At 67.4% G+C, this 24,763-nt stretch carries 18 protein-coding genes; 13 read left to right on the forward strand and 5 right to left on the reverse strand.

The annotated features are described in order from the left end of the window. Positions 1–215 precede the first annotated feature (215 nt). The 4 genes from KF833_13615 to KF833_13630 all read left to right on the forward strand — a co-directional run bounded on the left by KF833_13615 (position 216) and on the right by KF833_13630 (position 2,831). Entirely contained in the window at positions 216–1,349 is a 1,134-nt protein-coding gene (locus KF833_13615) for an aminopeptidase P family protein (protein MBX3746338.1), read from the forward strand. A gap of 73 nt (positions 1,350–1,422) precedes the next feature. Continuing rightward, positions 1,423–2,064, forward strand: a complete 642-nt coding sequence (locus tag KF833_13620) for an RNA polymerase sigma factor (protein MBX3746339.1) — start codon at positions 1,423–1,425, stop codon at positions 2,062–2,064. 42 nt (positions 2,065–2,106) lie between these two features. Then, entirely contained in the window at positions 2,107–2,403 is a 297-nt protein-coding gene (locus KF833_13625) for a hypothetical protein (GenBank protein ID MBX3746340.1), read from the forward strand. After that, positions 2,400–2,831: a hypothetical protein gene (locus tag KF833_13630; protein ID MBX3746341.1), complete on the forward strand. Its 432-nt coding sequence runs from the start codon at positions 2,400–2,402 to the stop codon at positions 2,829–2,831. The genes KF833_13625 and KF833_13630 overlap by 4 nt, the downstream gene beginning before the upstream one ends. 52 nt (positions 2,832–2,883) lie before the next feature. Here KF833_13630 and ileS read toward each other — a convergent pair whose 3' ends face one another. The 5 genes from ileS to KF833_13655 form a co-directional block, all read right to left on the reverse strand. Further along, entirely contained in the window at positions 2,884–5,733 is a 2,850-nt protein-coding gene (gene ileS, locus KF833_13635; GenBank protein MBX3746342.1) for an isoleucine--tRNA ligase, read from the reverse strand. Positions 5,734–5,895: 162 nt separating this feature from the next. After that, a complete protein-coding gene (gene ilvC, locus KF833_13640) occupies positions 5,896–6,921 on the reverse strand; it encodes a ketol-acid reductoisomerase (GenBank protein MBX3746343.1) in 1,026 nt (341 codons plus the stop codon). Between the two features lie 67 nt (positions 6,922–6,988). After that, a complete protein-coding gene (ilvN, locus tag KF833_13645; protein MBX3746344.1) occupies positions 6,989–7,462 on the reverse strand; it encodes an acetolactate synthase small subunit in 474 nt (157 codons plus the stop codon). 266 nt (positions 7,463–7,728) lie between these two features. Then, entirely contained in the window at positions 7,729–9,213 is a 1,485-nt protein-coding gene (locus KF833_13650) for an NADH:flavin oxidoreductase (protein ID MBX3746345.1), read from the reverse strand. Between the two features lie 235 nt (positions 9,214–9,448). After that, positions 9,449–12,892, reverse strand: a complete 3,444-nt coding sequence (locus tag KF833_13655; GenBank protein ID MBX3746346.1) for a hypothetical protein — start codon at positions 12,890–12,892, stop codon at positions 9,449–9,451. A 209-nt stretch (positions 12,893–13,101) separates the two neighbouring features. On the opposite strand from KF833_13655, the gene KF833_13660 reads away from it, so the two are divergent. The 9 genes from KF833_13660 (at position 13,102) to KF833_13700 (ending at position 24,361) form a co-directional block, all read left to right on the forward strand. After that, positions 13,102–14,778, forward strand: a complete 1,677-nt coding sequence (locus KF833_13660; protein ID MBX3746347.1) for a ribulokinase — start codon at positions 13,102–13,104, stop codon at positions 14,776–14,778. 20 nt (positions 14,779–14,798) lie between these two features. Then, positions 14,799–15,554, forward strand: a complete 756-nt coding sequence (gene araD / locus KF833_13665) for an L-ribulose-5-phosphate 4-epimerase AraD (GenBank protein MBX3746348.1) — start codon at positions 14,799–14,801, stop codon at positions 15,552–15,554. Further along, entirely contained in the window at positions 15,551–16,693 is a 1,143-nt protein-coding gene (locus tag KF833_13670; protein ID MBX3746349.1) for a galactose mutarotase, read from the forward strand. The genes araD and KF833_13670 overlap by 4 nt, the downstream gene beginning before the upstream one ends. A 7-nt stretch (positions 16,694–16,700) precedes the next feature. Further along, complete coding sequence (locus tag KF833_13675) at positions 16,701–18,533, forward strand: sodium:solute symporter (protein ID MBX3746350.1); 1,833 nt, start codon at positions 16,701–16,703, stop codon at positions 18,531–18,533. Between the two features lie 90 nt (positions 18,534–18,623). Continuing rightward, positions 18,624–19,352 carry an ABC transporter ATP-binding protein gene (locus tag KF833_13680; protein MBX3746351.1) on the forward strand — a complete coding sequence of 243 codons (729 nt, stop codon included), beginning with the start codon at positions 18,624–18,626 and terminating at the stop codon, positions 19,350–19,352. A gap of 37 nt (positions 19,353–19,389) precedes the next feature. Next, complete coding sequence (locus KF833_13685) at positions 19,390–20,535, forward strand: ABC transporter permease (protein MBX3746352.1); 1,146 nt, start codon at positions 19,390–19,392, stop codon at positions 20,533–20,535. Positions 20,536–20,567: 32 nt separating this feature from the next. Beyond that, positions 20,568–21,731, forward strand: a complete 1,164-nt coding sequence (locus tag KF833_13690) for an ABC transporter permease (protein ID MBX3746353.1) — start codon at positions 20,568–20,570, stop codon at positions 21,729–21,731. Then, a complete protein-coding gene (locus KF833_13695; GenBank protein ID MBX3746354.1) occupies positions 21,728–22,834 on the forward strand; it encodes an efflux RND transporter periplasmic adaptor subunit in 1,107 nt (368 codons plus the stop codon). The genes KF833_13690 and KF833_13695 overlap by 4 nt, the downstream gene beginning before the upstream one ends. A 375-nt stretch (positions 22,835–23,209) precedes the next feature. Next, entirely contained in the window at positions 23,210–24,361 is a 1,152-nt protein-coding gene (locus tag KF833_13700) for a DUF1080 domain-containing protein (GenBank protein ID MBX3746355.1), read from the forward strand. Positions 24,362–24,763: the final 402 nt, after the last annotated feature.

Here is a 24,763-nt window from a genome sequence, read left to right on the forward strand (position 1 = left end):
GAGTTGTGGAGCGGACGCAGCGATTCGGAGGGACGAACTCCGCGAGTCCTCAACCAAGCGCTCCACACTGCTGCAGCCTCGTGAAACCCCTCCTTCCGAGGCGACGCTCCGCAAACTTCGCACCTCTCCCCACACCTCCGGGATGCACCGGATGCCCAAGCCTCCCCCCGCCCGCACGCTTGCCTCGCCGCAGGCGGCTTCCTAGCGTCGCCGATGTGTCCCGGGAGAACCTCCTCATGGTGGCGGACAGCGAGCGTGATGCCGACATGCTCTATGCCGTGAGGACCTTCGTCCATGACCCGTTCATCTGGTTCACCCACAAGGGATCGCCTTCCGTCGTGGTCGGCGATCCGGAACTTCTCCGTCTCCGGACCGAAGCCCCCCACTGCCGCGTCCTCCCCTACTCCCGTTACGAACGAACATTGCAGCGCACCCACGGCGGTGACCCCGTGGGCCTGGGCGATGTGCTGGTGGCCGTGCTCAAGGCACACCGCATCCGCAAGGTCACCGTCGCCGAAACCTTCCCCCTCGGCCTCGCCAAAGCCCTCCGCTCCCGCCGCATCAAGGTCAAACTCCGGCCCGGCCCCTTCTTCCCGGATCGCGCCTGGAAATCCTCCGACGAGGTGAACAAGATCTCGGCCGCCCTCGTGATGGCCGAGGTCGGTCTCGCCGAAGGCCTCCATGCCCTCCGCCGCTCCCGCCCCGGCAAGGCCGGTCACCTCATGCTCGGCCAGTCGCCCCTGACCGCCGACCGCCTCCGCGCCATCATCGATACCTCCATCCTCGAAGCCGGCGGCCAGCCCTGTCACACCATCGTCGCCGGCGGGCAACAGGGGGGCGATCCCCACCGTCGCGGCCATGGACCCCTCAAGGCCAATCAACCCATCGTCATCGATCTCGTCCCCAGATCCCTGCGCACCGGCTATTACGCCGACATCACCCGCACCGTCGTGCGCGGGCGCGCCTCCGACTTCGTCCGCCGCATGTACGCCGCCGTCGCCGATGCCCAGACCGAAGCCATCCGATTGGCACGCGCCGGATCGCCCTCCGCGGACGTGCACCGCGCCACCGCAGCCCGTCTTCGCGACGCCGGATTCAAGACCCTCCGCCGCACCGGCCGCGTCGAGGGGTTCTTCCATCCCACCGGCCACGGACTCGGTCTCGCCGTCCATGAACCCCCGCGCCTCAGCGCCCATTCGCGCGATGTCCTCCGCGCCGGACACGTCATCGCCGTGGAACCCGGCCTCTATTACCCGGAGGTCGGTGGCGTCCGCCTCGAGGACGTCGTCCTGGTCACCCGCAGCTCGCCTCGAACCCTGACCCGGTTCGAAAAACAACTGGAGATCTAGCGGGCCTCGGTCAACCCTCCCCCCCAGAGCAGCTCCCAGCCGCCCGAAACCGGTCCCATCCCCGACGGCCCCGATGCCTGCCACGTGCACGATCGAGAATCCCGCCGCCCCGCCGGCATCGATCGCCCAACTCGAAGGCGATCCCCGGTCGGACGAGGACCTGGTCCGTTCCGTCCTCGCCGGCGCGACCGGCGACTTCGAGGAGCTGATCCGCCGCCACCAGTCCCGCGTGTTCGCCACCGCCCGCCGCTACGCCCGCCGCGAAAGCGAAGTCGCCGACATCGTTCAGGAAGTGTTCATGAAGGGCTTCGAACGCCTCTCCGGCTTCCGCTTCGAGGCGCCCTTCGACCATTGGCTCATGCGGGTCACCGTCCGAACCTGCTACGATTTCCTGCGCGTCCATCAGCGCTGCCGGGAATTCAGCTTCACCGACCTGAGCCCCGAGGAAACCGACTGGCTGGAACGTTTCCGATCAGACCCCGAATCCGCCGACGACCGCGCCGCCGCCGCCCGCGCCCTGGTCCAGCGCCTGATGGAATCCCTGCCCCCCCAGTTCCGGCTGGTCATCCAGCTCCTCGAAATCGAGGAACGTTCCGTCCGGGAGATCCAGGAACTCACCGGCTGGTCCGCTTCGCTGGTCAAGGTGCGCGCCTTTCGCGCCCGCGCCGCCATGCGCAAGGCCCTGCTCCGCCTCAAGCCCGGAAAGTATCTGTAACCCCCCCGTGAAAACAGTTCGTCTGAATCACCCGTCCGCCTCATGAACGCCGAGCGCCTTCAACACAAACTGGTTGCCGCCGCCCGCCGCGTCCCCACCTCCGATGCCGTGCCGTTCGCCTTCGAAAAGCGCATCATGCATGCCCTGCGCAATGCCCCCGCCCCGGATGCCTGGACGACCTGGGGCCGCCTCTTGTGGCGCGCCCTCGCACCCTGCTGCGCCGTGATGATCCTCGTGGGCCTCGGAACCCACCCGCGATCGGAACCCGCCTTCGACCTGGAAGAAACCATCGATGCCGTGCTCCTCGCCGGACTCGATCATGGCGGAGACTGGCCGTGAAACACTGGAAGGTCCTCCTCGCCGCCGCCCTCATCTTCGCGTCGGGCGTGATCACCGGGTCGTTCGCCTTCCGCAGCGCTCCCACCCCTCCTCCCCGCACCCTCCCGCGCCCCCCCACCGATGCGCGTTTCGATGCCCTCCGCCAGATGCAGGAGGAACTGAACCTCTCCCCCCTTCAGGCCGAACGCATCGACGCCATCCTCAAGGACGGCCACCAGCGCATGCGCCAGTTCTGGGAATCCTGCCAACCCCAGGTCCGCGACGAAATGCACCGCGTCCGCCAACTCATCGAAGCCGAACTCGACGAGTCCCAGCGACTCCAATACGACGCCCTCCTCAAACGCTCCAAGCCCCACCGCGGCCCCCCCCATGCCGGTGGCGATGCCCCCCCCTATCGGCGACGCCCGGATCGCCCGCCGGATCCCTGATCCCCCAAACTTCACCGGGTCCCGTACGTCTCTTTCGTCCCTTCCTCCCCCCTCACCCCATCGCTTCCACCGCTCCCGCGCATCGCCCGCACAAAGTCGGATGCCGCGCATCGTTCCCGATATCCCCCTCCCAGTGCCAGCAACGCTCGCACTTCACGCCGCCCGCCCGCCGCGCCGTGACAGACAGTTCCTGTCCCGCCTTCCCGCCCGCGTCGATCTTCACCGCCGACACATTCAGAATCTCCTTCAGCCCGGCGACATTCCGTGACGCGGCCTCGATCAGTCCTCCCGCGGGATCCCCAACCAGCGTCACCTCCGCGTCCAGCGACTTCCCGATCGTCTTCTCCCGACGCAATTGCTCGAGAACAGGCAGGACCCGTTCCCGGACCTCCCAAAGCCGCTGGAACCCGTCGCCCTCAGCAACCCCGCTCCCCGGCGCTTCGTCCCTCCAGTCGGTCAGATGCACCGACGCTTGATCCCGACCGGGAATCGCCTCCCACGCCTCGTCCGCCGTGAAAACCAGGATCGGGGACAACATCCGTGAAAGCCGCGTGACCAGCCCGTGAAGAGCCGTCTGGGTGGAACGTCGCCGCGCCGACCCGGCTGGATCCGTGTAAAGCCGGTCCTTCACCACATCGTGGTACATCGCGCTCAATTCCACCGCGGCAAACTGGGAGACCCGCTGGTACACCGTGTGGAACTCGCACGCTTCGTACGCCCGCAACACCGCACCCTCCACCTCGTTCAGCACCCCCAGAATCCACCGGTCCAGCGGATCCAGGTCCACCGCCGGAACCCGGTGCCGTCCCGGTTCGAAGTCGTACAGGTTCGAAAGCTGGAATCGCAGCGCGTTCCGAATCACCCGGTACGTCTCGCCCACCTTCTGCAGGCGCTCCTCGCTGACAATGATGTCCTGGCGGAAATCCTGCGAGGCCACCCAGAGCCGCAATACATCGGCCCCGTAATCCCGAACGTATCGCGCCGCCGTCTGCGGCTTCTGGTAACCGCCCTGCCCCTGCTTGCTCTTCGAGATCTTTTCCCGGTCCGCATCCACCATGAACCCGTGGGTCAGCACCGACCGGTACGGCGCCGCTCCCTGCCCGGCCAGCGAAAGCAACAGCGACGATTGAAACCAGCCGCGGTGCTGGTCGCTCCCCTCGAGATACAGATCGCACTGGAACGGCTGCTCTCCATCCCCCCGCAACTCCGCCCGGCGGGCAATCACCGCCGCCGACGACGAACCCGAGTCGATCCACACATCCAGCGTGTCCATCGACTTGGTCACCGGTTCCGCCCCCGCCCAGTCCTCCGGTCGAACCAGCTTCCACAAGGCCTCCGCCGACAACTCGAACCACAGGTCGGATCCGTGCCGTTCCACCCGGTCCGCCATGTTCCGCACCACCCGCGCATCCAGGACCGGCTCCCCGTCGGCCGTGTAGAATGCCGGGATCGGAACCCCCCACGCCCGCTGGCGCGAAATGCACCAGTCCGGCCGCGATTGCACCGCCCCTTTGATCCGGTTGACACCCCACTCCGGAATCCACCGCACCCGGTCGATCTCCTCGACGGCACGCTGCCGGAATGTCACCCCCGGCGCATCGACCGGTTCGTGGGGATGGTCGATGCGGATGAACCACTGGTCCATCGCCCGGAAGATGATCGGGGTCTTCGACCGCCAGCAGTGCGGGTAACTGTGGTGGTAGTTCTCCTGGTGCAGCAGCCGCTGACGCACCCGCAACTCATGCAGCACCGCCTCGTTCGCCTCGCTCTTGCCGTGCTTCTCCAGAATCGAACGCCCCACCAGCGCATCCGGCATCTGACGTTCCACCGGCAGATCCGCCGTCCGCGCCAGCCGCCCGTCGTCATCCACCGGCGAATAGATCGGCAGGCCGTGCTCCAGTCCCAGCCGGTAATCCTCCGCCCCGTGCCCCGGCGCCACATGCACCAGGCCGGTGCCGGCGTCGTTGGTCACAAAATCGTCCCCCGCGTGCAACCGTCCGGTCCGCGCACAAAACGGGTGCTCGTACTCCAGTTCCCCGATCAGCCCCCCGTCGAGGCTCCTCACAATCTGGTAATCCTCCCACCCGGCCCGGCGCGCCACATCGGGTATCAGCAGGGTCGAAAGCAGATACGTCTCCTCCCCCACCAGCACCTGCGAATACGAGAACTTCGAATGGTACGCCACCGCCAGGTTCGCCGGCAGCGTCCACGGCGTCGTCGTCCAGATCAGTAGAAACGTCCCCGGCCGTCCCACCACCGGAAACTTCACGTAGATGCTCTGGCTCACGTGGTCGAGATACTCGACCTCCGCCTCCGCCAGCGCCGTCCTGCACGGAATGCTCCAGTACACCGGCTTCTTCCCCCGATAGACGAAGCCCCTCTCGATCAGCCGCGCAAAGAGCCGCAGCTCCTCCGCCTCGTACTCGCGGTTCAACGTGAGATACGGATGCTCCCAGTCCCCCAGCACCCCCAGACGCCGGAACTGCTCCCGCTGAAGCTCCACATACCGCCGCGCATACGCGTCACACGCCTTGCGAAGGTCGGCCGGAGTGAGTTCAGAGGCCCCTGTCTGCCTCAGCTCCTGCCCGACCTTGAACTCGATCGGCAGTCCGTGGCAGTCCCATCCCGGCACATACGGCGCCCGGAACCCCCTCAGACTCCGGTACCGGATCACAATGTCCTTGAGGATCTTGTTGAGCGCCGTCCCGACATGGACGTCCCCGTTGGCGAAGGGCGGACCGTCGTGCAGGATGAACGACGGTGCCCCGGCCCGCCGGGCCTGGATCTCTTCGTAAAGCCGGGCCGATTCCCAGGTCTTCAGCCGTTCCGGCTCCCGCGTGACCAGATCCGCCTTCATCGGGAAGCCGGTCCTCGGGAGATTCAGTGTCTCTTTGTAGTCCATGGCGGTCTGGTTCGGAAACGTGCCCCCGATGGCCGGCCGGATGGCCCGCCGGATGGCGACCGGGAAACCCGGGCGGGAAACCGCGGCCGGCCGCGCCTTCCCCGCCAGTTCAACGGCAACCTGGCGACACGACCGTTCCGGTCCGCTCGCCGAAAGCCACCCTCAGTAGGCGGCCTGCGCCCCGCCGATCCGCCGCTTCTTCATCCACGGCATCAGGCCGCGAAGCCGCTCGCCCACCTTCTCGATCGGATGCTTCTGTCCCTCCTTCAGCAGCGCGTTGTACCGGCGGTACCCGCCCTGGTATTCCTTCACCCAGTCGCGGGCGAACTTGCCGGACTGGATCTCCTTCAGGGCCGCCTTCATGCGCTTCTTCACCGAGGCGTCGATGATCTTCGGCCCCACCGTCACATCCCCCCACTTCGCCGTCTCCGACACCGAGAACCGCATCCCGCTGATTCCCGATTCGTTCATCAGATCCACAATGAGCTTCAGCTCATGGAGACACTCGAGATACGCCATCTCGGGCGAGTACCCCGCCTCCACCAGCGTCTCGAAGCCCGCCAGCACCAGCGCGCTGCAACCGCCGCACAACACCGTCTGCTCGCCGAACAGGTCGGTCTCCGTCTCTTCCTTGAACGTCGTCTCGATGACCCCCGCCCGCGTTCCGCCAATTCCCTTGGCCCACGCCAGGGCGACCTTCTTCGCCTTCTTGCCCGGATTCTGGTACACCGCGATCAGGCTCGGCACGCCCTTCCCCTCCACATACTGCCGCCGGACGATGTGCCCGGGACCCTTCGGCGCCACCAGGATCACATCCACGTCCTTGGGCGGCACCACGGTCTTGAAATGCACCGCAAACCCGTGACTGAACAGCAGTGTCTTGCCCTTGCTCAGGTTCGGCGCGATGTCGCTCTCGTACACCGACGGCTGCTTGGTGTCCGGCAGCGCGACCATGATCACGTCGCCAAGCCGCACCGCCTCGGCGGTCGGAACCACTTCGAATCCCATCTCCTGCGCGACGGCGATCGACTTGCTCCCCTCGTAGAGTCCCACGATCACCCGCAGGCCCGAGTCCTTGAGATTGAGCGCGTGGGCGTGCCCCTGGGATCCGAAACCAAGCACCGCAAGGGTCTTGCCCTGCAGCACTCCGAGATCCGCGTCTTTGTCCGAATAGAGTTTGGCTGGCATGGATGGAATGGTCTGAGTCTGAGTGAAAGGCGGGAATCCTGCCGGGAATGGGTCTCGCGGTCCAGCCTCAGGATCGAGGCAGCGCCACCTGCCCGGTCCGGGTGAGGTCGCAGATCCCGAAACAGGTCATCAGTTCGATGAACTTGGCGAGCTTGGTCTCCCCGCCCGTGATCTCGATGGTCAGGCTGTCGGGCTGCACATCGACCACCTTGGCCCGGAACAGTTCCGCCATCTGGCAGATCTCCGCCCGGTTCGCCGGCTCGGCCTTGACCTTCACCAGCACCAGTTCCCGGTCAATGTAGTCGCCCTGCCCGTAGTCGATGACCTTCACCACATCGACAAGCTTGTTCAACTGCTTGACGATCTGATCGACCGTCGCGTCGTCCCCACGGGTGACAATCGTCATCCGCGACAGGGTCGCATCGTGGGTCGGGGCCACATTGAGCGAGTCGATGTTGTACCCCCGCCCGCTGAACAGGCCCGCCACGCGGGTCAGCACCCCGAACTTGTTTTCCACCAGCACCGAGATCGTGTGTCGCATAGCATTCCTTCGGAATCCGCTTCGTTCCGGCGCCGACCGAAAGCAAAAACCCGCCTCCGGTGCGGAGCGCGGGCGATCAGTTCGACAGAGTTCCAGTCGCGAACCGCCCGTCAGTCCCGGACAACCGGGATCTCACGTACGATTACCGATGGGAACGCCGCCGTGCGGTTCACGGGCGCGACCCTATCGATCCCTTGCGACCCCAGTCAAACCGTTTCCCGACGAAGACCCGTCACTCCGGAATCCACCGTCGCCATGCCCCCCGTTCACGAACCGCCGCCCCGCTTGATCTCGCGCAGGCGCCGCGCCTCGGGCCGGCCCTTGTAGGCATCGTCCAGCGGATAGCAGCCGCTCGGCAGTCCGTTGCGCGGCGCCGTCGTGCAGTCGCTGAACGTCCGGCAGATCAGCCGTCCGTTCAGGACGCCGGTCTCGAAGGTATCCGCCGGCAGATGCGGATAGCTCAACACCATCCGGCCCAGCCCAATCATGTCCGTCCATCCCCCCCGCACCGCCGCCTGCGCCACGTGCGGCAGGTACTCCTGCAGATAGGAATAGCCGGTCCCAATCACCACCGGGCGGTTGGCCATCCCCGCCAGATGCCGCATCACCCGCCGCACCTCGTTCATCTGCCGCGCCACCCCAACCAGCGGATCCTCCGGAGGCTGATACCCGTCGCTCGGAGGATAGGCCGCGGGCCGTTGAATGTGCGGATTGTAATAGGGCGACCCCGCGGTGAGGTTCAGCAGCTTCACCCCCAGCCCGGCACACAGTTCCGCCAGACGCAACGTCTCGGTCAGATCCGCCTCCACCGGACACTCCGCATTCACCCCAAACCCATATCGGTACGGCAGGCAGTGGCCGTATTCGACCGGCACCCCGGGTCCGGGCCGGCCGGGCTCGGACAGGGCCGGATCCGGCCGGAACGGAACAAAGTCGAAGGCACTCAGCCGCACCGCGAGATCGATCGGGTTGCCGTCCGCCCGAATCCCCCGCACCACCTCGCGCAACATCCGGGTCCGGTTCTCGAAGCTGCCCCCGTACCTCCCCGGCCGCGTGTGCGCCCCGAGAAGCTCATGCAGCAGATACCCGTGGCAGTGCTTGATGTCGATGAAGTCCGCCCCGGCGTCCCACGCCAGGCGTGCCGCCCGGACGAAATCGCCCCCCAGGTCGTCCAGCTCCCCGTCGCTGAACACCTGGTCGTCGCGGGTCACCCCGAACCGCTCGTCCAGAAGCGGGTGCCGGAAGGCGACGCGCGGTTCGAAACGCGCCTTGTCGTTGGGACGGCAAAACCGCCCGGAGTGGGTCAGTTGGAACCCGACCGCCACCCTCGCATCAGCGCCGAACTTCGCCGCATGGGCCGCCCGCAACTCGCCGAGCAGCGACGCGATCGCGCCAAGGTTCTCCGCCGAGAGGATCAATTGGTTCGGATTCGCCCTGCCGTCCGGCCGCACCGCCATCGCCTCGCCGCCGAAGATCACCGAGGCCCCGCTTTCCCCGAACCGGCGCCACCGCCGCCGCACATCGTCCGTGGGCTTGCCATCGGTCGTTCCATCCCAGCCTTCCATCGGGTGAACGACCCAGCGGTTCCGCGGCCCGATGCCGTTCAGCAGCAGGCCCTCCACCGGTCGGGCCAGCGGGGATTCCGCGCCGGGGATGGGAGCGTCGTCGGTCGGCAACTCAATCGCCAGGGCGCCCACATGCGCCCGGAAATCGGCGATCGTCTTCAAGGTGGGAATGCGGATCAGTTTCACGGCGCGGTGACGGACCGTCAGCCTCCCGAACGACCCCGGCTTTGTCGAGACCCACCCGCCCCCGGACCAATCCCCGCCACGCCACCCAGGACCCCAATCTCCCCACCCCCGGCAATCACCCGCCCTGCCCCCCAAATCGCCCAAAACTTCGTGCATATGCACGGGTTTTCTGCCCATTTGACCGGGGCCTCCGGCTTTTCCCCCGGTCGGCCCCGGTCCCCGCCCCCGCCCTCCGTCACGCAGGCGATGGCGGCGTCGCCCGGGCCGTCACCTCGAACGTGGGTTGTCGGCCCAGCGTTCCCCGCAGTCCCGCCGCATAACCGGGATCGCGCGCGGCGGCGAGCCGCTGCCGGGCCCGTTCGAGGCGCCCCGGGATGCCCAGGCGCGCCGCCTCGTCCGCATACTGGGTCCGCATGAGGAATTTCTGCAGCGCATCGACATGGCGCGCCGCAAGGGCCTCGTCCTGCTCCTGCTGCGCCCCGATCCGGGCCGCGTACCAGTCGCTGCCCATCATCTCCTCACGGGTGAACAGCCGCCGCACCTCCGGATCGTCCAGGCCACGCCCCTGCCATTGTCCGTCCCGCATGATGTGCAGCAGCGCCCGCAGAGGAGGACACGCCAGTTCCACACCCCCGTCCGCGAAGTAGTGCTCCGCCACCCGCCGGTGCGTGGAAACGATGTTGTCCATGCCGTCGGCAAAGACATCCGCATCCTGCAACTCGGGGCGCAGCATCTCCTCGGTGAAGACCAGGTGGGGATGGTTGAACACCCGGCCGAAATAGCGGTTCACGAACCGCTCGTTGATCCGCCAGCCCAGGCGGCTGGCGAGGATGGTCTGGCCGCCGTGCTGGAAGTCGCGGCATCGTTCGAGGCAGCCCTGCGCCTGCATGTGCTCCGGGGTGGCCTCATCGAAACCCAGCCGGCACCAGATCTCGGGCACCAGCAGGCTGATGTCATGATCGACGCGGTACTTCGGGCCCACATGGCCCGCCGCGGTGATGAACGCGGAATGCCCGCACAGGATGAACGCCACGAGGGCGTTGTTCACATCGACGATCGGCAGCAGGGCATTGAACGGCCCCTTGGTCAGCGCCCCCTCCGATCCGGCCCCCGTCGTCGAGGGCGACTTGCCCGTCATCGAACAGAAAAACTCGATGAACAACTCGGGCAGTTCGAGATAGTGGATCGGATTGTACACCGCCAGCGGGCGGACTCCGGGTTCCGGCGGGTTGTTGCGGCGTCCGGGCAGGACGGCGGTGACCGGGATGGGGAGCGGTTCGTCCGGACCCACCTTGCGAAGAAGCCGCATGCTGATGTCCGCGAGGTAGGTGGCCCGCGGATTCACAAGGTCCGGCCGGGTCTGGAGATAGCGCGGATTCTTCGAAGGTCTGCCCTCGACCACGCGGGGAGAGGCCGTGCACACGAAGTATTTCGGCGTCCCCTGCTCCGCCACCTCGCCGATGCAGCGCTGCATGGGCGGCGTGAACTGGTCGAACCCGATCGAGTCCTCGACCATGTCCCGCGCCACCTCGGGCGTCAGGGGTTCGTAGTTCGAGAAGAAATTTCCGCCCGCCGCAAAGTCGCTTTCGGTCTGCTTGTCGTACCCCCGGTGGATGGCGTCGTCGGGCCGCTGGAACAGCCGGTACTCACAGTTGTGGACGAACTTCATCGAGGGCGCGGCAAAACCCGGCGGCGTGCAGCCCAACCGCCCGGCCGGCACGACCACCGAGGCGGTGATGTCGTCCTCGAACTGGACCTTGATCGCCGGCATGAAGTCCTTGCGGAGCCCGAAGGTGCGCCACGATCCGTCGGCCAGGTACCCCACCCGCACCTGGGCGGAGGTCATCTTCCGGTCGTGCAGCTTCAGCTCCTTGCCCGGCTGCCCGTTGATGGCGTCCACGCTGAAGTGCGCCCGCCAGCCCTCGCCCCACTCCGGCCGGTAGAACCGCTTCACCACGAAGACGAGTTCCTTGAGGTACTGCGGAATCTCGCCAAGCCATGCGTTGAACTCCGGCGTGTAATCCTCCGAGGGGGTCAGCAGCTTGATGACGCTCCCCAGCGACCGGTCCGGGTCCAGGATGGGCCGCGCGTCCCGCCGGGCGGGGTCGAGGAATCGCGTCGAGTAGTCGCGCCGCAATAGGGCCTCCACCCGCGTGAAGTCCTCCTCATAGTCCGCCACAAAGACGGGCCCCGTCAGGATGGCATCCAGGATCGACTTCGAGATCTCGGACTTTCCGCCTCCGGAGACGGTGCACGGCTTGTGGCAGAGGGTCGCGTCCGCCCGGGTTCCCACCAGTCGCCAGAGCCGGTTCGACGGCTTCTCCATGTGGACCTTGTATCCCGAGGGTCGGACATAACTGCGGCCGGGCAGCAGCTTGATCGAGGTCGTCACACCCCCGGCCGTCCAGGTGACGCGCTGCTTCGCCAGGTCGAACCGGGCCGACTCCGGGACGTACAGGATGTCAGGATGGTTCCGGTCCACCGCGTATCCCTGCGCCTGCGGTTCCATGACGTCCCCGAACTGCGCCATCATCTCCTCGTACCGGTGCCCGGTCGGGCGCACGTGCCGACCGCCGTCGAACTCCTCGCCCAGGTCGTAGCTGGCGAACACCAGCGCGCCGCCGGCGTGCTCCTCCTCGGCCTGGCCAAGCAGGTTCGCCGCATAGCCGATCTGGGTCTTCACCTCCTTCTTGCAGTACCCGAAATAGTTGTCGGCGATCAGCGTCACGATCACCCCGGCCTGGTCCCGCGCCGTCACCTTGAAGGCCGAACCTCCGTTGTAGAGCTCCTCCTCCTCCTTCCAGCACATGCCGTCGCGACGCTGGCGTTCGGTGGCCCGGTCCCAGGAAGGCAGGCCGAGATCGACCTTGCGGAGCCCCACCAGGTGAGGCGCCAGGATCACGCACCCCGAGTGGCCGGTCCAATGGTCGGTGTCGAGCCCGGCATCGTTCTCCGGCAGGAACGGATCACCCGCATTCCCGAAAATGCTCTCCACGAAGTCCAGATTGCACACCAGGTTGCCCGGCGCGAAAAACCGCACTTCCATCGACTGCGCCTCCCGCACCCCGGGCACCGCCGGGACCACCACCGGCCGCAGGAGCAGCGACACGAAACACTCCGCCGGGTCCGGTCGGTCCGCCGTGAATGGCAGGCGCATCAGTTCCCGTGGAGGATTCAGCGCCGCCCGCAACAGCAGTGCGAAGGTCCGCAACGGAACCGCCCGCTTGTCATCAGGGATCGGCAATCCCCCCTCCGTCACGTGAAACACCCCCTCGGTCGTCCGCCGGTCCTTGGCCGGGTTGTTCAGAATGCCGTTCCTCGCCCGGTAGCTGTGGATGATCGGCGAATGGAATTCGTCCGCCTGCGGCGGCAGCGACAACGCCCGGCCAATCCCATGGCGGTAGAGCACGAAGGTGTTGTTGGGCAACCGCACCGGAATCGCCGCGTCATAAAGATACTCGTCCAGCCAGTTCTGGATCCGCCAGTCGGCCGGCGGCAGGTAATTCGCCAACAACCGGTCGGTCTCGCGCTGGTGCGCCAAAAGCACATTCACCATCTCGTTCCAGTCGTCGCCAGCCGACGCCGGCATCGGCACCGTGGGCAGCCCCAGCGATGCCAGCCGGAAATTGATGTACTGGATGGTCTGTTCGTCGGGACGAAACGGCGGATTCGCTCCCAGTCCAATGCGGGTCTTCAGGTCAGTTCGATCCATGGTCTCGGCGGGTTGGGTCGGCAGCGGCAGGGAGGGGGTTGGCCCCGCCGGCCATACCCTACCGATCCGCCCCATGCCCATCGAGCCCCAAACCGCAGTCCCGCCATCCAACCTTCCCGCTCACTTCTGGCTTTTGCACTCACCCCGAAATTGACAACCTCCCCCACGGCAACCCCATGAGCGCCCGCTACACGCTCGGTCTCGATTACGGCACCAACTCCGTCCGCGCCCTGATCGTGGACACCGCCCGGGGACGCGAGGTTGGCACGGCGGTCTGGAACTACCGGCTGGGAACCCAGGGCATCTTCCTCTCCAAGGACCCCAACCTCGCCCGACAACATCCCTCCGAATACGTCGAGGGCGCCGAACACGCCATCCGCGCCGCACTCGCCAACGCCCGCAAGTCCCGGCCCGCGTTTCGCCCGGACCAGGTGGTCGGGATCGGCGTGGACACCACCGGAAGCACCCCCCTGCCCGTGGACGCCAACGGCCGGCCGCTCGCCCTGGACCGTCGCTTCCGCCGCAACCCCGACGCCATGGCCTGGCTCTGGAAGGACCACACCGCGGTCGCGGAGGCCGGCGAAATCACCGCCCTGGCCCGCCGCATCCGGCCCCAGTACCTCGCCAAATGCGGCGGCACCTACTCCAGCGAATGGTTCTTCAGCAAAATCCTCCGCTGCCTCCGCTCCGCCCCCGACGTGTTCGAGGCCGCCCATTCCTGGGTCGAATGCGCCGACTGGATCCCCGCCATGCTCACCGGCACCGAGGCGCCCGACCGCCTCACCCGCGGTATCTGTGCCGCCGGTCACAAAGCCATGTTCCACCCCGACTGGGGCGGCTACCCCGATGCGGAGTTCCTCGCGGAACTGGCCCCCGAACTGGGCGCCCTGCGCAGCCGGCTCCCGTCGGAAGCCGCCTCGATCGACCGCGCCGCCGGCGGCCTCACCGCCGATTGGGCGCGCCGAACCGGCCTGCGCCCAGGCATCCCCGTGGCGGTCGGAGCCTTTGATGCCCACCTCGGCGCCGTCGGTTCCGGAATCGAACCCGGCACGCTGGTCAAGATCATCGGCACCAGCACCTGCGATATCGCCGTGGTCCCGCTGGCCAACGCCCTCCCCGACATCCCCGGCCTCTGCGGCATCGTCCCAGGATCGGTCCTCCCCGGCTGCCATGGTCTCGAGGCGGGACAGTCGGCCGTCGGCGACATCTTCAACTGGTTCGTCCACTACCTCCAACCCGGCGGCCCCAAGGCCGGTTCCCACGAGGCCCTCTCCCGGGCCGCATCCCGTCTCCGCCCAGGCGAATCCGGGCTCCTGGCCCTCGACTGGAACCACGGCAACCGCACCGTCCTCGTCGATCAACGCCTCACCGGCCTGCTCGTCGGCCAGACCCTCTACACGCGCCCCGCAGAAGTGTACCGCGCCCTCATCGAGGCCACCGCCTTCGGCGCCCTCACCATCGTCGAGCGCTTCGAGGCCTACGGCATCCGCATCGACCAGGTCGTCAACTGCGGCGGCATCGCCGACCGCAATCCCCTGGTCATGCAGATCTATGCCGATGTCCTCGGGCGCCCCATGCGGATCAGCCGCTCCTCCCAGACCTGCGCCCTCGGCGCCGCCATCGCCGGAGCCGTCGTCGCCGGTGCCCATCCCGACTACCCCTCGGCCCAGCGGGCCATCACCGGACTCAAGTCACGGGTGTTCGCCCCAAACCCCGAGGCCCATGCGGTGTACCGCGACCTCTTCGCCCTCTATCGCACCCTCCACGACGCCTTCGGCACCCGCGAGTGGAACGGCAATCTCCACGACCTCATGAAACGCCTGCTGGCGATCCGTGACGCCGCCCGGCCCTGAAGCGGCCCCGGCCTGACCCCATGCTCGACGCCCTCAAACGCCGCGTGTGCGAAGCCAACCTGGACCTGGTCCGGCGCGGACTCGTCCTCGAGACCTGGGGCAACGCCAGCGCCCTCGATCGCCCGCGCGGCCTGGTGGTGATCAAGCCGTCCGGTGTGGACTACGCGGCCATGCAACCCCGCGACATGGTGGTGGTGGATCTCGCCACCGGAGCGGTCGTCGAGGGACGCTGGAAGCCCAGTTCCGACACCGCCACCCATCGCGTGCTGTACCAGGCCTTCCCCGCCATCGGCGGCGTGGCCCACACCCACTCCCTCCATGCCACCGCCTGGGCCCAGGCGCGCCGCTCCATCCCCCCCCTCGGCACCACCCACGCCGACGCCTGGCGCGGTCCCGTGCCCTGCACCCGACCCCTCCGTCCCGCCGAAATCCGCGGCGATTACGAGGCCAATACCGGACGCGTCATCGCCGAGGCGTTCCGCCGCCTCGACCCCCTCGAATGCCCGGCCGCCCTCGTCGCCAGTCACGGACCCTTCACCTGGGGCCGTTCCGTCGAGGACGCTGTGGCGGGCGCCGCCGTGCTTGAGTTCGTGGCCCGCCTTGCCGGAGAAGCGCTCCGCCTTCAACCCCGCCTGCCGGCCATCCCGAAGGTCCTCCTCGACCGCCATTTCCTCAGAAAACACGGCCCCGGCGCCTCCTATGGCCAGAACGGCGCGAACCCCTCCCCCGCCAGGCCCAGGGCGAAGGCCCCCTCCCCTTCGGAAGGAAACCTATGAAACGCGCAACATGGCGAATCCTGGGCTGCGGCTGCACCGCCGCCGCCCTCCTGCTCGTGGCGGGCTGCGCCACGCCGTCCGGCACCCCGTCCATCGAACGGCAATCATGGGGCACCCTCCCCGACGGCACCCCGGTGGACCTCTACATCCTCCGACAGGCCGGCGGCGTCGAGGCGCGCATCAGCAACTACGGCGGCATCGTCACCTCCCTCATCGTCCCCGACCGCGCCGGGCGCCTCGGCGATGTCGTCCTCGGCCACGACTCCCTCGACGGTTACCTCCGCGCCTCGCCCTACTTCGGCTGTCTCATCGGGCGCTACGGCAACCGCATCGCCGCCGGAAGGTTCACCCTCGACGGCGTCCCCTACACCCTCGCCGTCAACAACGGCCCCAACCATCTCCACGGCGGCGATCGCGGCTTCGACAAGCGCGTCTGGAAAGCCCGCGCCCGCGCCACCCTCGAAGGCCCGCGCCTCTCCCTCACCTACGTCAGTCCCGACGGCGAGGAGGGCTATCCGGGCACCCTCACCGTCGAGGCGGTGTACACCCTCACCCGCCAGAATGGCCTGCGCCTCGACTTCATCGCCCGCACCGACCGCCCGACCATCGTCAACCTCACCCAGCATTCCTACTTCAACCTCGCCGGACGCGGCGATGTCCTCGGTCACGTCGTCCACATGCCGGCCTCCCGCTTCACCCCGGTGGATTCCACCCTCATCCCCACCGGGGAACTCCGTCCCGTGGCCGGAACCCCCTTCGATTTCCGCACCCCCACCACCATCGCCGCCCGTGTCCACCTCGACGACGAACAACTCCGCTTCGGCGGCGGCTACGACCATAACTGGGTCTTCGACAAACGCCCCGGCCAGTGGACCCGCATGGCACGGGTGACCGAACCCGCCTCCGGCCGCATCCTCGACGTCTGGTCCACCGCGCCCGGCCTTCAGTTCTACGGCGGCAACTTCCTCGACGGCACCATCGTCGGCAAAGACGGACAGGTGTACGGCCATCGCCACGGGTTCTGCATGGAACCGCAGCACTTCCCCGACTCGCCCAACCGCCCCGGGTTCCCCTCCGTGGTCCTCCGCCCCGGCCAGACCTATCTCCACTCCCTCGAATACCGGTTCTCCACCCAATAACTCCCGCATGATCCCCCACCCCCTCCTCGCCCAGTCCGCCGGCGCCGGTCTGGGAACCTTCGACTGGCTCACCATCCTCCTCTACTTCGGCCTCCTCCTCGGCATCACCGCCTGGGCCGTCTCCCGGAAGCGCGACACCGCCGAGGATTACTTCCTCGCCGGACGTCACCTCGGCTGGTGGATCGTCGGAGCCTCCATCTTCGCCTCCAACATCGGCTCGGAACACCTCGTCGGCCTCGCCGGTTCGGGAGCCACCGACGGTGTCGCCATGGCCCACTACGAACTCCATGCCTGGTGCCTCCTCGTCCTCGGCTGGCTCCTGGTCCCGTTCTATATGCGCTCCCGGGTGTACACGATGCCCGAGTTCCTCGAACGCCGCTTCTCCCCCGCCTCCCGCTGGGTGCTCTCCATCATCTCCCTCCTCGCCTACATCCTCACCAAAGTCGCCGTCGGCATCTACGCCGGTGGCGTCGTGTTCAGCGCCCTCCTCCCCGAGGTCTCCCTCAACCTCGGCTTCATCCGGCTCGACAGCTTCTGGGTCGGTTCCATCGCCGTCCTCTTCGCCACCGGCCTCTACACGGTCCTCGGCGGCATGCGCGCCGTGGCCTACACCGAGGCCCTCCAAACGGTCGTCCTCGTCCTGGGCTCCATCTTTGTGACCCTCTTCGGCCTCGCCAAACTCGGTGGCTGGAGCGAACTCCGCGCCGTTCTGCCCTCCGAGATGTTCAACCTCTGGAAACCCCTCGTCCCCGCCGGCGTCGAGGGCACCTGGGCCCCCGTCCTCGAAACCAACGCCGCCGGCGAGGTCGTCCGCCAGGCCTGGTACTTCAACGGCAATTTCCCCTGGCTCGGCATGCTCGTCTGCGCCCCCGTCATCGGCATGTGGTACTGGTGCACCGACCAGTACATCGTCCAGCGCGCCCTCGGCGCAAAAAGCGAACGCGACGCCCGCCGCGGCACCATCTTCGCCGCCTACCTCAAACTCCTGCCGGTCTTCATCTTCATCATCCCCGGCATGATCTGCTTCGCCCTCGCCCTCTCCGGCAAGGTGCCCGAACTCAACTCCCTCCTCACCGTCGAAGGCGGCCAGACCGTCGCCAATCGCAGTGCCGCCCAGGGCGCCTACCCCCTCATGGTCTCCCATGTCCTGCCAGTCGGCCTCCGGGGCATCGTCGTCGCCGGCCTTCTCGCCGCGCTCATGAGTTCCCTCGCCGGCGTCTTCAACGCCAGTTCCACCCTCTTCACCGTCGATCTCTACCAGAAATTCCGGCCCGCCGCCTCCCAGCACGAACTCGTCCGCATGGGCCGCATCGCCGTCGGTGCCATGGTCGCCGTCGGTCTCCTCTGGATCCCCGTCATCAAGGGCTCCCAGGGCCTCTACTTCTATCTCCAGGCCATGCAGGGCTACCTCGCCCCGCCCATCTTCGCCGTCTTCTTCATGGGCATCTTCCTCAAACGCCTCAATGGCCCGGGCTGCCTCGCCGCCCTCCTCGTCGGGTTTGCCATGGGACTCTTCCGCCTCGCGGTGGACACCCCCATCGCCCTGGGCATGGACGGCTACGCCCAGGGCTACCCGCCCGGTTCGTTCCTCTGGATCGTCAACCAGATCTATTTCCAGTACTTCAGCATCCTCATCCTCCTCGTCAGCGCCGCCACCATGCTCGGCGTCAGCTACCTCACCGCCCCGCCCTCCGACGAACGCATCCGGGGCCTCACCTTCGCCACCGTCACCCCCGAACAACGCTCCGAAAGCCGCTCCAGCTGGGGCCGCGGCGAAGTCATCGCCTCCGCCCTCGTCCTGGTCCTCATCCTCATGGCCTACCTCTACTTCCGCGGCTGATCCCGCCCGTCGTCAGGCCACGTTCGGTGTCCGGGCGTCCGCCGTCCCCGACATTGCCAAGGCCCCCCCGGTCCGTAATCTCCCTCCACCATGGAGCTTTCAATCGCGCCGGGCCCCCCCCCCGGAGGCGGCCGGCCCGGCCCCGAAGACGCCGTCGTGGATGTGCGCGAGGTCTTCAAAATCTACCGCCAGGGCGATGTCGAAGTGGCCGCGCTCAACGGCGTCTCGCTCGCAATCATGGCCGGGGAGTTCCTGGTCCTGATGGGACCCTCGGGCTCCGGCAAGTCCACCCTCCTCCACCTGATCGCCGGCATCGACCGGCCCACTCGCGGCGAACTCCACGTCCAGGGCATCGACATCACCCTCCTCAACGAATCGCAATTGGCCGACTGGCGGAACCGCAACGTCGGGTTCGTGTTCCAAAGCTTCAACCTCGTGCCCGTCCTCACCGCCTTCGAGAATGTCGAACTGCCCCTCCTCCTCACCCGCCTCGGTCGCCGCGAACGTCGTCACCTGGTCGAAACCGCCCTCGACCTGGTCGGCCTCTCCGACCGCAGCCGACACCTCCCAAGGCAGATGTCCGGCGGACAGGAACAGCGCGTCGCCATCGCCCGCGCCCTGGTCACCGACCCCAGCCTCGTGGTCGCCGACGAGCCGACCGGCAATCTCGACGCCCATTCCGCCAATGAGGTGCTCGAAATCCTCGCTTCCCTCAGCCGCGATCACGGCAAGACGGTGATCATGGTGACCCACGATCCCAAGGCCGCCGCCTTCGGCTCCCGCCAGGTCCACCTCGAAAAGGGCGAACTCTCCGCCTGATCCCGCTGCCCCCTCCTCCCCGCCGTCCCCCGCCCCCATGACGCTGCCCGGATTCGTCCTCCGCAATGCCCTCCGCAACAAGCGCCGGGCCCTGTTGTCCACCCTCAGCGTGGCAGCCAGCCTCTTCCTCCTCGTGCTGCTCCAGACGCTGCAACGCGAGTTCACCCTGCCGCCCGAAGACGTCGGTGCCTCCCTCCGCATCGCCGTCCGCAACAAGGTCTCCCTCGGCATGCCCCTCCCCGCCCGCCAGCGCCCCATCATCGAACGGATCCCCGGCATCGCAGCGGTGACCCCGTTCACCTTCTTCGGCGGCCGTTTCCGCGACGAGGCCTTCACGCCCTTCGCCCAGTTCGCCGTCGATCCCGTCGCCTTCACCAACGTCTTCGTCGATGCCCGCGTCGAAGCCGGACAACTGGCCGACTGGCTCGCCGACCACCGCTCCTGCATCGTCGGCCGCGACACCCTCGAACGCTACGGCCTCTCCGTCGGCGAACGCCTGCGCCTGACCGGCACCTTCTACCCCGTGGACCTCGATCTCCGCATCGCCGGCTCGTACTCCGGCACCCTCGATGACCGCTCGGTGTTCTTCCACCACCGCCACCTCGACGAAATGCTGGGCGGCTCCGAAACGGTCGGAACCTGGTGGGTGCGCGCCGCCTCCGCCGAGGTGGCGCCGGAAGTGATCTCGACCCTGAACGCCACCTTCGCCAACACCTCGGCCGAGGTCCGGGCCGAGACGGAAAGCGCGTTCCAGATGGGCTTCGTGTCCATGTGGGGCAATATCAAACTCCTCATCGGCTCGATCAGCGGGGTGGTCGTCTTCACCCTCCTCCTCGTCGCCGTCAGCACCATGAGCATGGCCATCCGCGAACGGTTCCGCGAGCTGGCGATCCTCAAGGCCCTCGGCTACCGCCGCCGCGAACTGTTCGGCTTCATCCTCGCCGAAAGCTTCGGACTCTCGATGCTCGGCGCCCTCCTCGGGGCCGGCGGCGCCTTCCTCCTCTTCCAGTCCATCGACATCCAGAAGCTCAGCGGCGGCATGATGCTCTACTTCGAGGTCACCCCCCGCATCCTCGCCATGGCCTTCACCGTCGCCGCCGCCCTCGGCATCCTCGCCTCCATCCCCCCCGCCCTGGCCGTCGCCCGTACCAGCGTCGTCGAAGGCCTCAGAACCCTCGACTGACACCCCATCCCCCCCGCCACCGCCGCCACCCCATGGCCCTTCCCCTCAAGTACAACGTCCGCAACGTCCTCGTCCGCTGGCGCTCCACGGTCGCCACCCTCCTCGGCATCGCCCTCGTCGTCGGCGTGTACATCCTCCTCCAGGCCATGGCGGCCGGCATCGAACGCAGCAGCGCCAATACCGGCAGCCCCGACCAGCTCCTCGTGGTCCGCCGTGGCTCAACCGCCGAGTCCAGCAGCATCGTCTCCCGCGAACAGTGGCGCACCCTCCTCTACAGCCCTGAAATCGCCCGCACCGACGCCGACGAACCCCTCGTCTCCGCCGATGTCCTCGTCCTCCTCAACCTCCCCCGCTCCGAAGGCCGAGGCGAAGCCAATGTCCTCCTCCGCGGCACCTCCCCACGCGGCCCCGCCCTCCGCCCCCAGGTGCGCCTCGTCGCCGGACGCTGGTTCCAACCCGGCCGCCGCGAGGTGGTCGTCTCCCAACGCCTCGCCCAGCGCTTCGAATCATTCGGCATCGGCGACCAGTTCCGCAGCGGTCCCGCCACCTTCACCGTCGTGGGACACATGGACGGCAACCGCAGCGCGTTCGACTCCGAGATCTGGATGGACGCCGACGAGGCCCGGGCCCTCTTCGACCGTGAACAATACTCCAGCCTCCTCCTCCGCCCCCGCGATGACGCGGCGCGCGAGGCCCTCATGAACCGCATCGAAAACGACAGGCGCCTCCAGCTCATTGCCCACATCGAAAGCGAGTACTACGCCTCCCAGACCGGCACCGCCACGCCCATCAAATGGCTCGGCAACTTCCTCGCCCTCGCCATGTCCGTCGGCGCCGTCTTCGCTGCCATGAACACCATGTACGCCGCCGTCGGTGCCCGCACCCGCGAGATCGGGACCCTTCGCGTCCTCGGCTTCCGCCGCCGCACCGTCGTCCTCAGCTTCCTCATCGAGGGCGTCTTCCTCGCCACCCTCGGCGGCGCCGTCGGTTGCCTGCTTTCCCTCTTCCTCAACGGCTATGCCGTCGGGACCCTGAACTTCGAAACCTTCAGCGAATCCGTCTTCGAGTTCCAGGTCACCCCCGCCGTGATGCTCAAAGGCCTGGTCTTTGCCTGGATCGTCGGCGTCCTCGGCACCCTCCTCCCCGCCGTCCGCGCCGCCCGGCTCCCGGTCATCGCCTCCCTCAAGTCCGTATGAATCCGCCCTCCACGTCCAAGGTCGCCCGCCTTCGTATCGACCCGGCCGCCAAGCGCCGGTCCCAGGGAAGCTTCTGGCTCCTCTTCGGCACGGTCGCCTTCCTCGCCGTCGCCGCTGTCCTCACCTGGCAACCCTGGACAACCGAGTCGGACCGCGTCGTGACCGGCCGCGGATCCACCCAGTCCCGCACCTCCGCGTCCTCCCGCGATCCCGCCGCCCCGGCATCATCCCCAACATCTCCCTCCGCAAGATCCGCCGGCACCCGCTCCGACCGGTCGTCCACCCCGCCTCCGGTTTCCCCGGACCCCGCGCGCTCCCCGGGCGGGACCTCCGACACCGTGGTCCTCACCGTCAGCGGCTACATCATCAATCGCGAACGCATCGAACTCAGCCCCCGCTTCATGGGTCAGGTCCGCTGGATCGGCGTCACCAAGGGCGACGCCGTCACCAACGGCCAGGTCGTCGTCCAGCTCGACGACACCGAATACCAGGCCCAGCGCCTCGAAGTCCTCGGACGACTCGATGGAGCCCACGTCCGCATCGAACGCGCCCAACTCGAACTGCGCCGCATCGAACGTCTCGCCGCCGCCAATATCGAAACCCAGCAGGCCCTCGACTTCGCACGGCTCGATGTCGCCGCCGCCCGCGCCGACCTCAAATCCCTCGAAGGCCAGCTCGCCCGCATCGACACCTGGATCGACTGGACGGTCATCCGTTCCCCCATCAACGGCGTCGTCCTGGAAAAAATGGTCGATCCCAATGAACTGGTGACCCCCCAGAGCTTCGGCGGTACCCGCGGCCCCAGCACCGCCCTCATCTCCGTCGGCGATCCCACGGATCTCCAGGTCGAAATCGACCTCAACGAGGCAGATCTTTCCAAGGTCCGGCTCGGCCAATTCTGCCGGGTCAGCCCCGAAGCCTGGCTCGACCGCGTCTACGACGGCGAAGTCGTCGAAATCGCCCCCGAAGCCAGCCGCCAGAAAGGAACCCTCCAGATCAAGGTCCAGATCCGCGACCCCGACGCCTTCCTCATCCCCGAACTCAGCGCCAAAGTGGACTTCCTCGCCATCGACCCCGCCCCCGCCCGGGGCGTCGCAAATTAGCCAGCCTGTTCACTTCGCAACCCGGGTCCCGCCCCACGCCAGCCAGACTCGGCCAAAATACCGCCCAACTACCCCCCGCTTCCGCCCGCCCCCCACGCCGTCCGTCGCTGGCACAGGCGATGCTTTCACCCATGCCATGAGGATGGCACTTCAAACCGTAACCACGGTCGAGGTCGCCCCCCGCCGTCTCCGCCGCCCTAGCGGGGACACCTGCCCTGCCTCCCATCCGCCAGTCGTCGGTGTCTCCGGACGTCGGCGCCTTTGCTGACACACGAATGTGGTCCCGGCGGTCTGCCTGTGCAGACCGCCGGCTTCTTTCTTGTCCCCCGCTTTTTGTCGCTGTCGCGCGCCCCGCTTCCGTTCAGGATCTTCCCCATGAAGATTCCCCTCGGAGTTCCCGCCGCCCTCCTGCTGCTCGCCATGTCGGGCCGTGGCGAAGATGGATTCCGCCCCCTCTTCAACGGCCACAACCTCGATGGCTGGGTCAACGTCAACTGCGCCCCCGGCACCTGGCGCGCCACCAACGGCCTCATCCACTGCACCGGCTTCCCCATCGGCGAACTGCGCACCGACCGGATGTACCAGAACTTCATCCTCGAACTCGAATGGCGTCACCTCCGGCCCCAGGGCAACGCCGGCGTGTTCGTCTGGGCCGATGCCCTCACCGCCCCCGGTCAACCCTTCATCCGCGGTATCGAAGTCCAGGTCCTCGATGGCCGCGAAGGCACCTGGTTCACCTCCGACGGCGATATCTTCCCCATCCACGGCGCCCGCATGGTCCCCATCAACGGACGCGGCGGCGATCGCGCCTTCCCCATCGAGAAGCGTTCCCGCCCCTCCCCCGAGTGGAATCACTACCGCATCGAGTGCGTGGACGGCGCCATCTCCCTCGCCGTCAACGGCAAAATCGTCACCCGCGGCCACAGCGCCTCCCCCCGCAAGGGCTACATCTGCCTCGAATCCGAAGGTTCCCCCGTCGAGTTCCGCAACCTCCGCCTCCGCGAACTCCCCGCCCGCGAAGCCCTCCCCCCCGAACACATCGCCGAACCCGCCCTCGGCTTCCATCCCCTCTACTCCGGCGTGGACGGTTCAGGCTGGCACTGGACCGAAGCCGTCGCCCGATCCTGGCGCGTCGAGGACTGGACCCTCGCCAGTCTCGGCGGCGACGACGCCACCCCGCTGGTTTCCGAACACTCCTTCGGCGACGGCGAACTCATCCTCGACTGGCGCTGGCCCGACCGCGAACAACCCGGCGACTGGACCCGCCTGGTCCGCCCCCGCGGCTACAATCTGGCCACCGTCCTCGCCCCATGGACCGCCCGGGATCGCTCCGGGGAAAACCCGCCCGGACAATGGAACCGCGCCCTCCTCCGCCTCCGCGGCAACCACCTCGCCATCGAGATCAACGGTCGCCCCCTCGGAACCGGGTTCGAACTCCCAGGCATCCCCCCTCAGGCCCCCCTCGTCCTCATCCCCCCGCCCCGCCCCGCCCAGTGGGCCAACCTCTTCTGGCGCCGCCTCGACTGACCCGGCCCTCACCCCCCGTCGCTGCCAATGCTCTCCGTTTATGCGCCAGCCTATTTATTTATTTGAGTCAACTTCTATGTGCCAGCCCGACTATTTGAAAGGTCAACATTCAAACGACAATTCTTTTGTAATCCATCCATTCGCGGCGCGCTGGGTTGTTTTATTGTTGACCGTCAACCTGAGTTTGCCGGGCCTCTTAATCGGCGCCGTCACCATTTAGATGCCGGTCTATTTGTGTCCATTCCTGCCGCGTCGCGTACCGTTCGGGGCGGGAAATCCCTGACGCCCTGCTTGCAGGCGATCTGGACCTCGGCGTGCTGTGCCCGCCCGCCCGCCTCCCCCGCGGAATCCATGTCACCCATCGATTCACCGACGACTTCACCCTGGTGACCCCATCCGCGA

The organism is Verrucomicrobiia bacterium, assembly GCA_019634625.1.
Classification (GTDB): domain Bacteria; phylum Verrucomicrobiota; class Verrucomicrobiia; order Limisphaerales; family CAIMTB01; genus CAIMTB01.

What these genes read in the sequence shown, in the direction of transcription:
- KF833_13675 (MBX3746350.1), top strand. Translation starts at nt 16,701, where the DNA reads ATGATCCCCCACCCCCTCCTCGCCCAGTCCGCCGGCGCCGGTCTGGGA.
- KF833_13700 (MBX3746355.1), top strand. Translation starts at nt 23,210, where the DNA reads ATGAAGATTCCCCTCGGAGTTCCCGCCGCCCTCCTGCTGCTCGCCATG.
- KF833_13660 (MBX3746347.1), top strand. Translation starts at nt 13,102, where the DNA reads ATGAGCGCCCGCTACACGCTCGGTCTCGATTACGGCACCAACTCCGTC.
- KF833_13625 (MBX3746340.1), top strand. Translation starts at nt 2,107, where the DNA reads ATGAACGCCGAGCGCCTTCAACACAAACTGGTTGCCGCCGCCCGCCGC.
- ileS (MBX3746342.1), bottom strand. Translation starts at nt 5,733, where the DNA reads ATGGACTACAAAGAGACACTGAATCTCCCGAGGACCGGCTTCCCGATG.
- KF833_13690 (MBX3746353.1), top strand. Translation starts at nt 20,568, where the DNA reads ATGGCCCTTCCCCTCAAGTACAACGTCCGCAACGTCCTCGTCCGCTGG.
- KF833_13680 (MBX3746351.1), top strand. Translation starts at nt 18,624, where the DNA reads ATGGAGCTTTCAATCGCGCCGGGCCCCCCCCCCGGAGGCGGCCGGCCC.
- KF833_13620 (MBX3746339.1), top strand. Translation starts at nt 1,423, where the DNA reads ATGCCTGCCACGTGCACGATCGAGAATCCCGCCGCCCCGCCGGCATCG.
- ilvC (MBX3746343.1), bottom strand. Translation starts at nt 6,921, where the DNA reads ATGCCAGCCAAACTCTATTCGGACAAAGACGCGGATCTCGGAGTGCTG.
- KF833_13685 (MBX3746352.1), top strand. Translation starts at nt 19,390, where the DNA reads ATGACGCTGCCCGGATTCGTCCTCCGCAATGCCCTCCGCAACAAGCGC.
- ilvN (MBX3746344.1), bottom strand. Translation starts at nt 7,462, where the DNA reads ATGCGACACACGATCTCGGTGCTGGTGGAAAACAAGTTCGGGGTGCTG.
- KF833_13695 (MBX3746354.1), top strand. Translation starts at nt 21,728, where the DNA reads ATGAATCCGCCCTCCACGTCCAAGGTCGCCCGCCTTCGTATCGACCCG.
- KF833_13670 (MBX3746349.1), top strand. Translation starts at nt 15,551, where the DNA reads ATGAAACGCGCAACATGGCGAATCCTGGGCTGCGGCTGCACCGCCGCC.
- araD (MBX3746348.1), top strand. Translation starts at nt 14,799, where the DNA reads ATGCTCGACGCCCTCAAACGCCGCGTGTGCGAAGCCAACCTGGACCTG.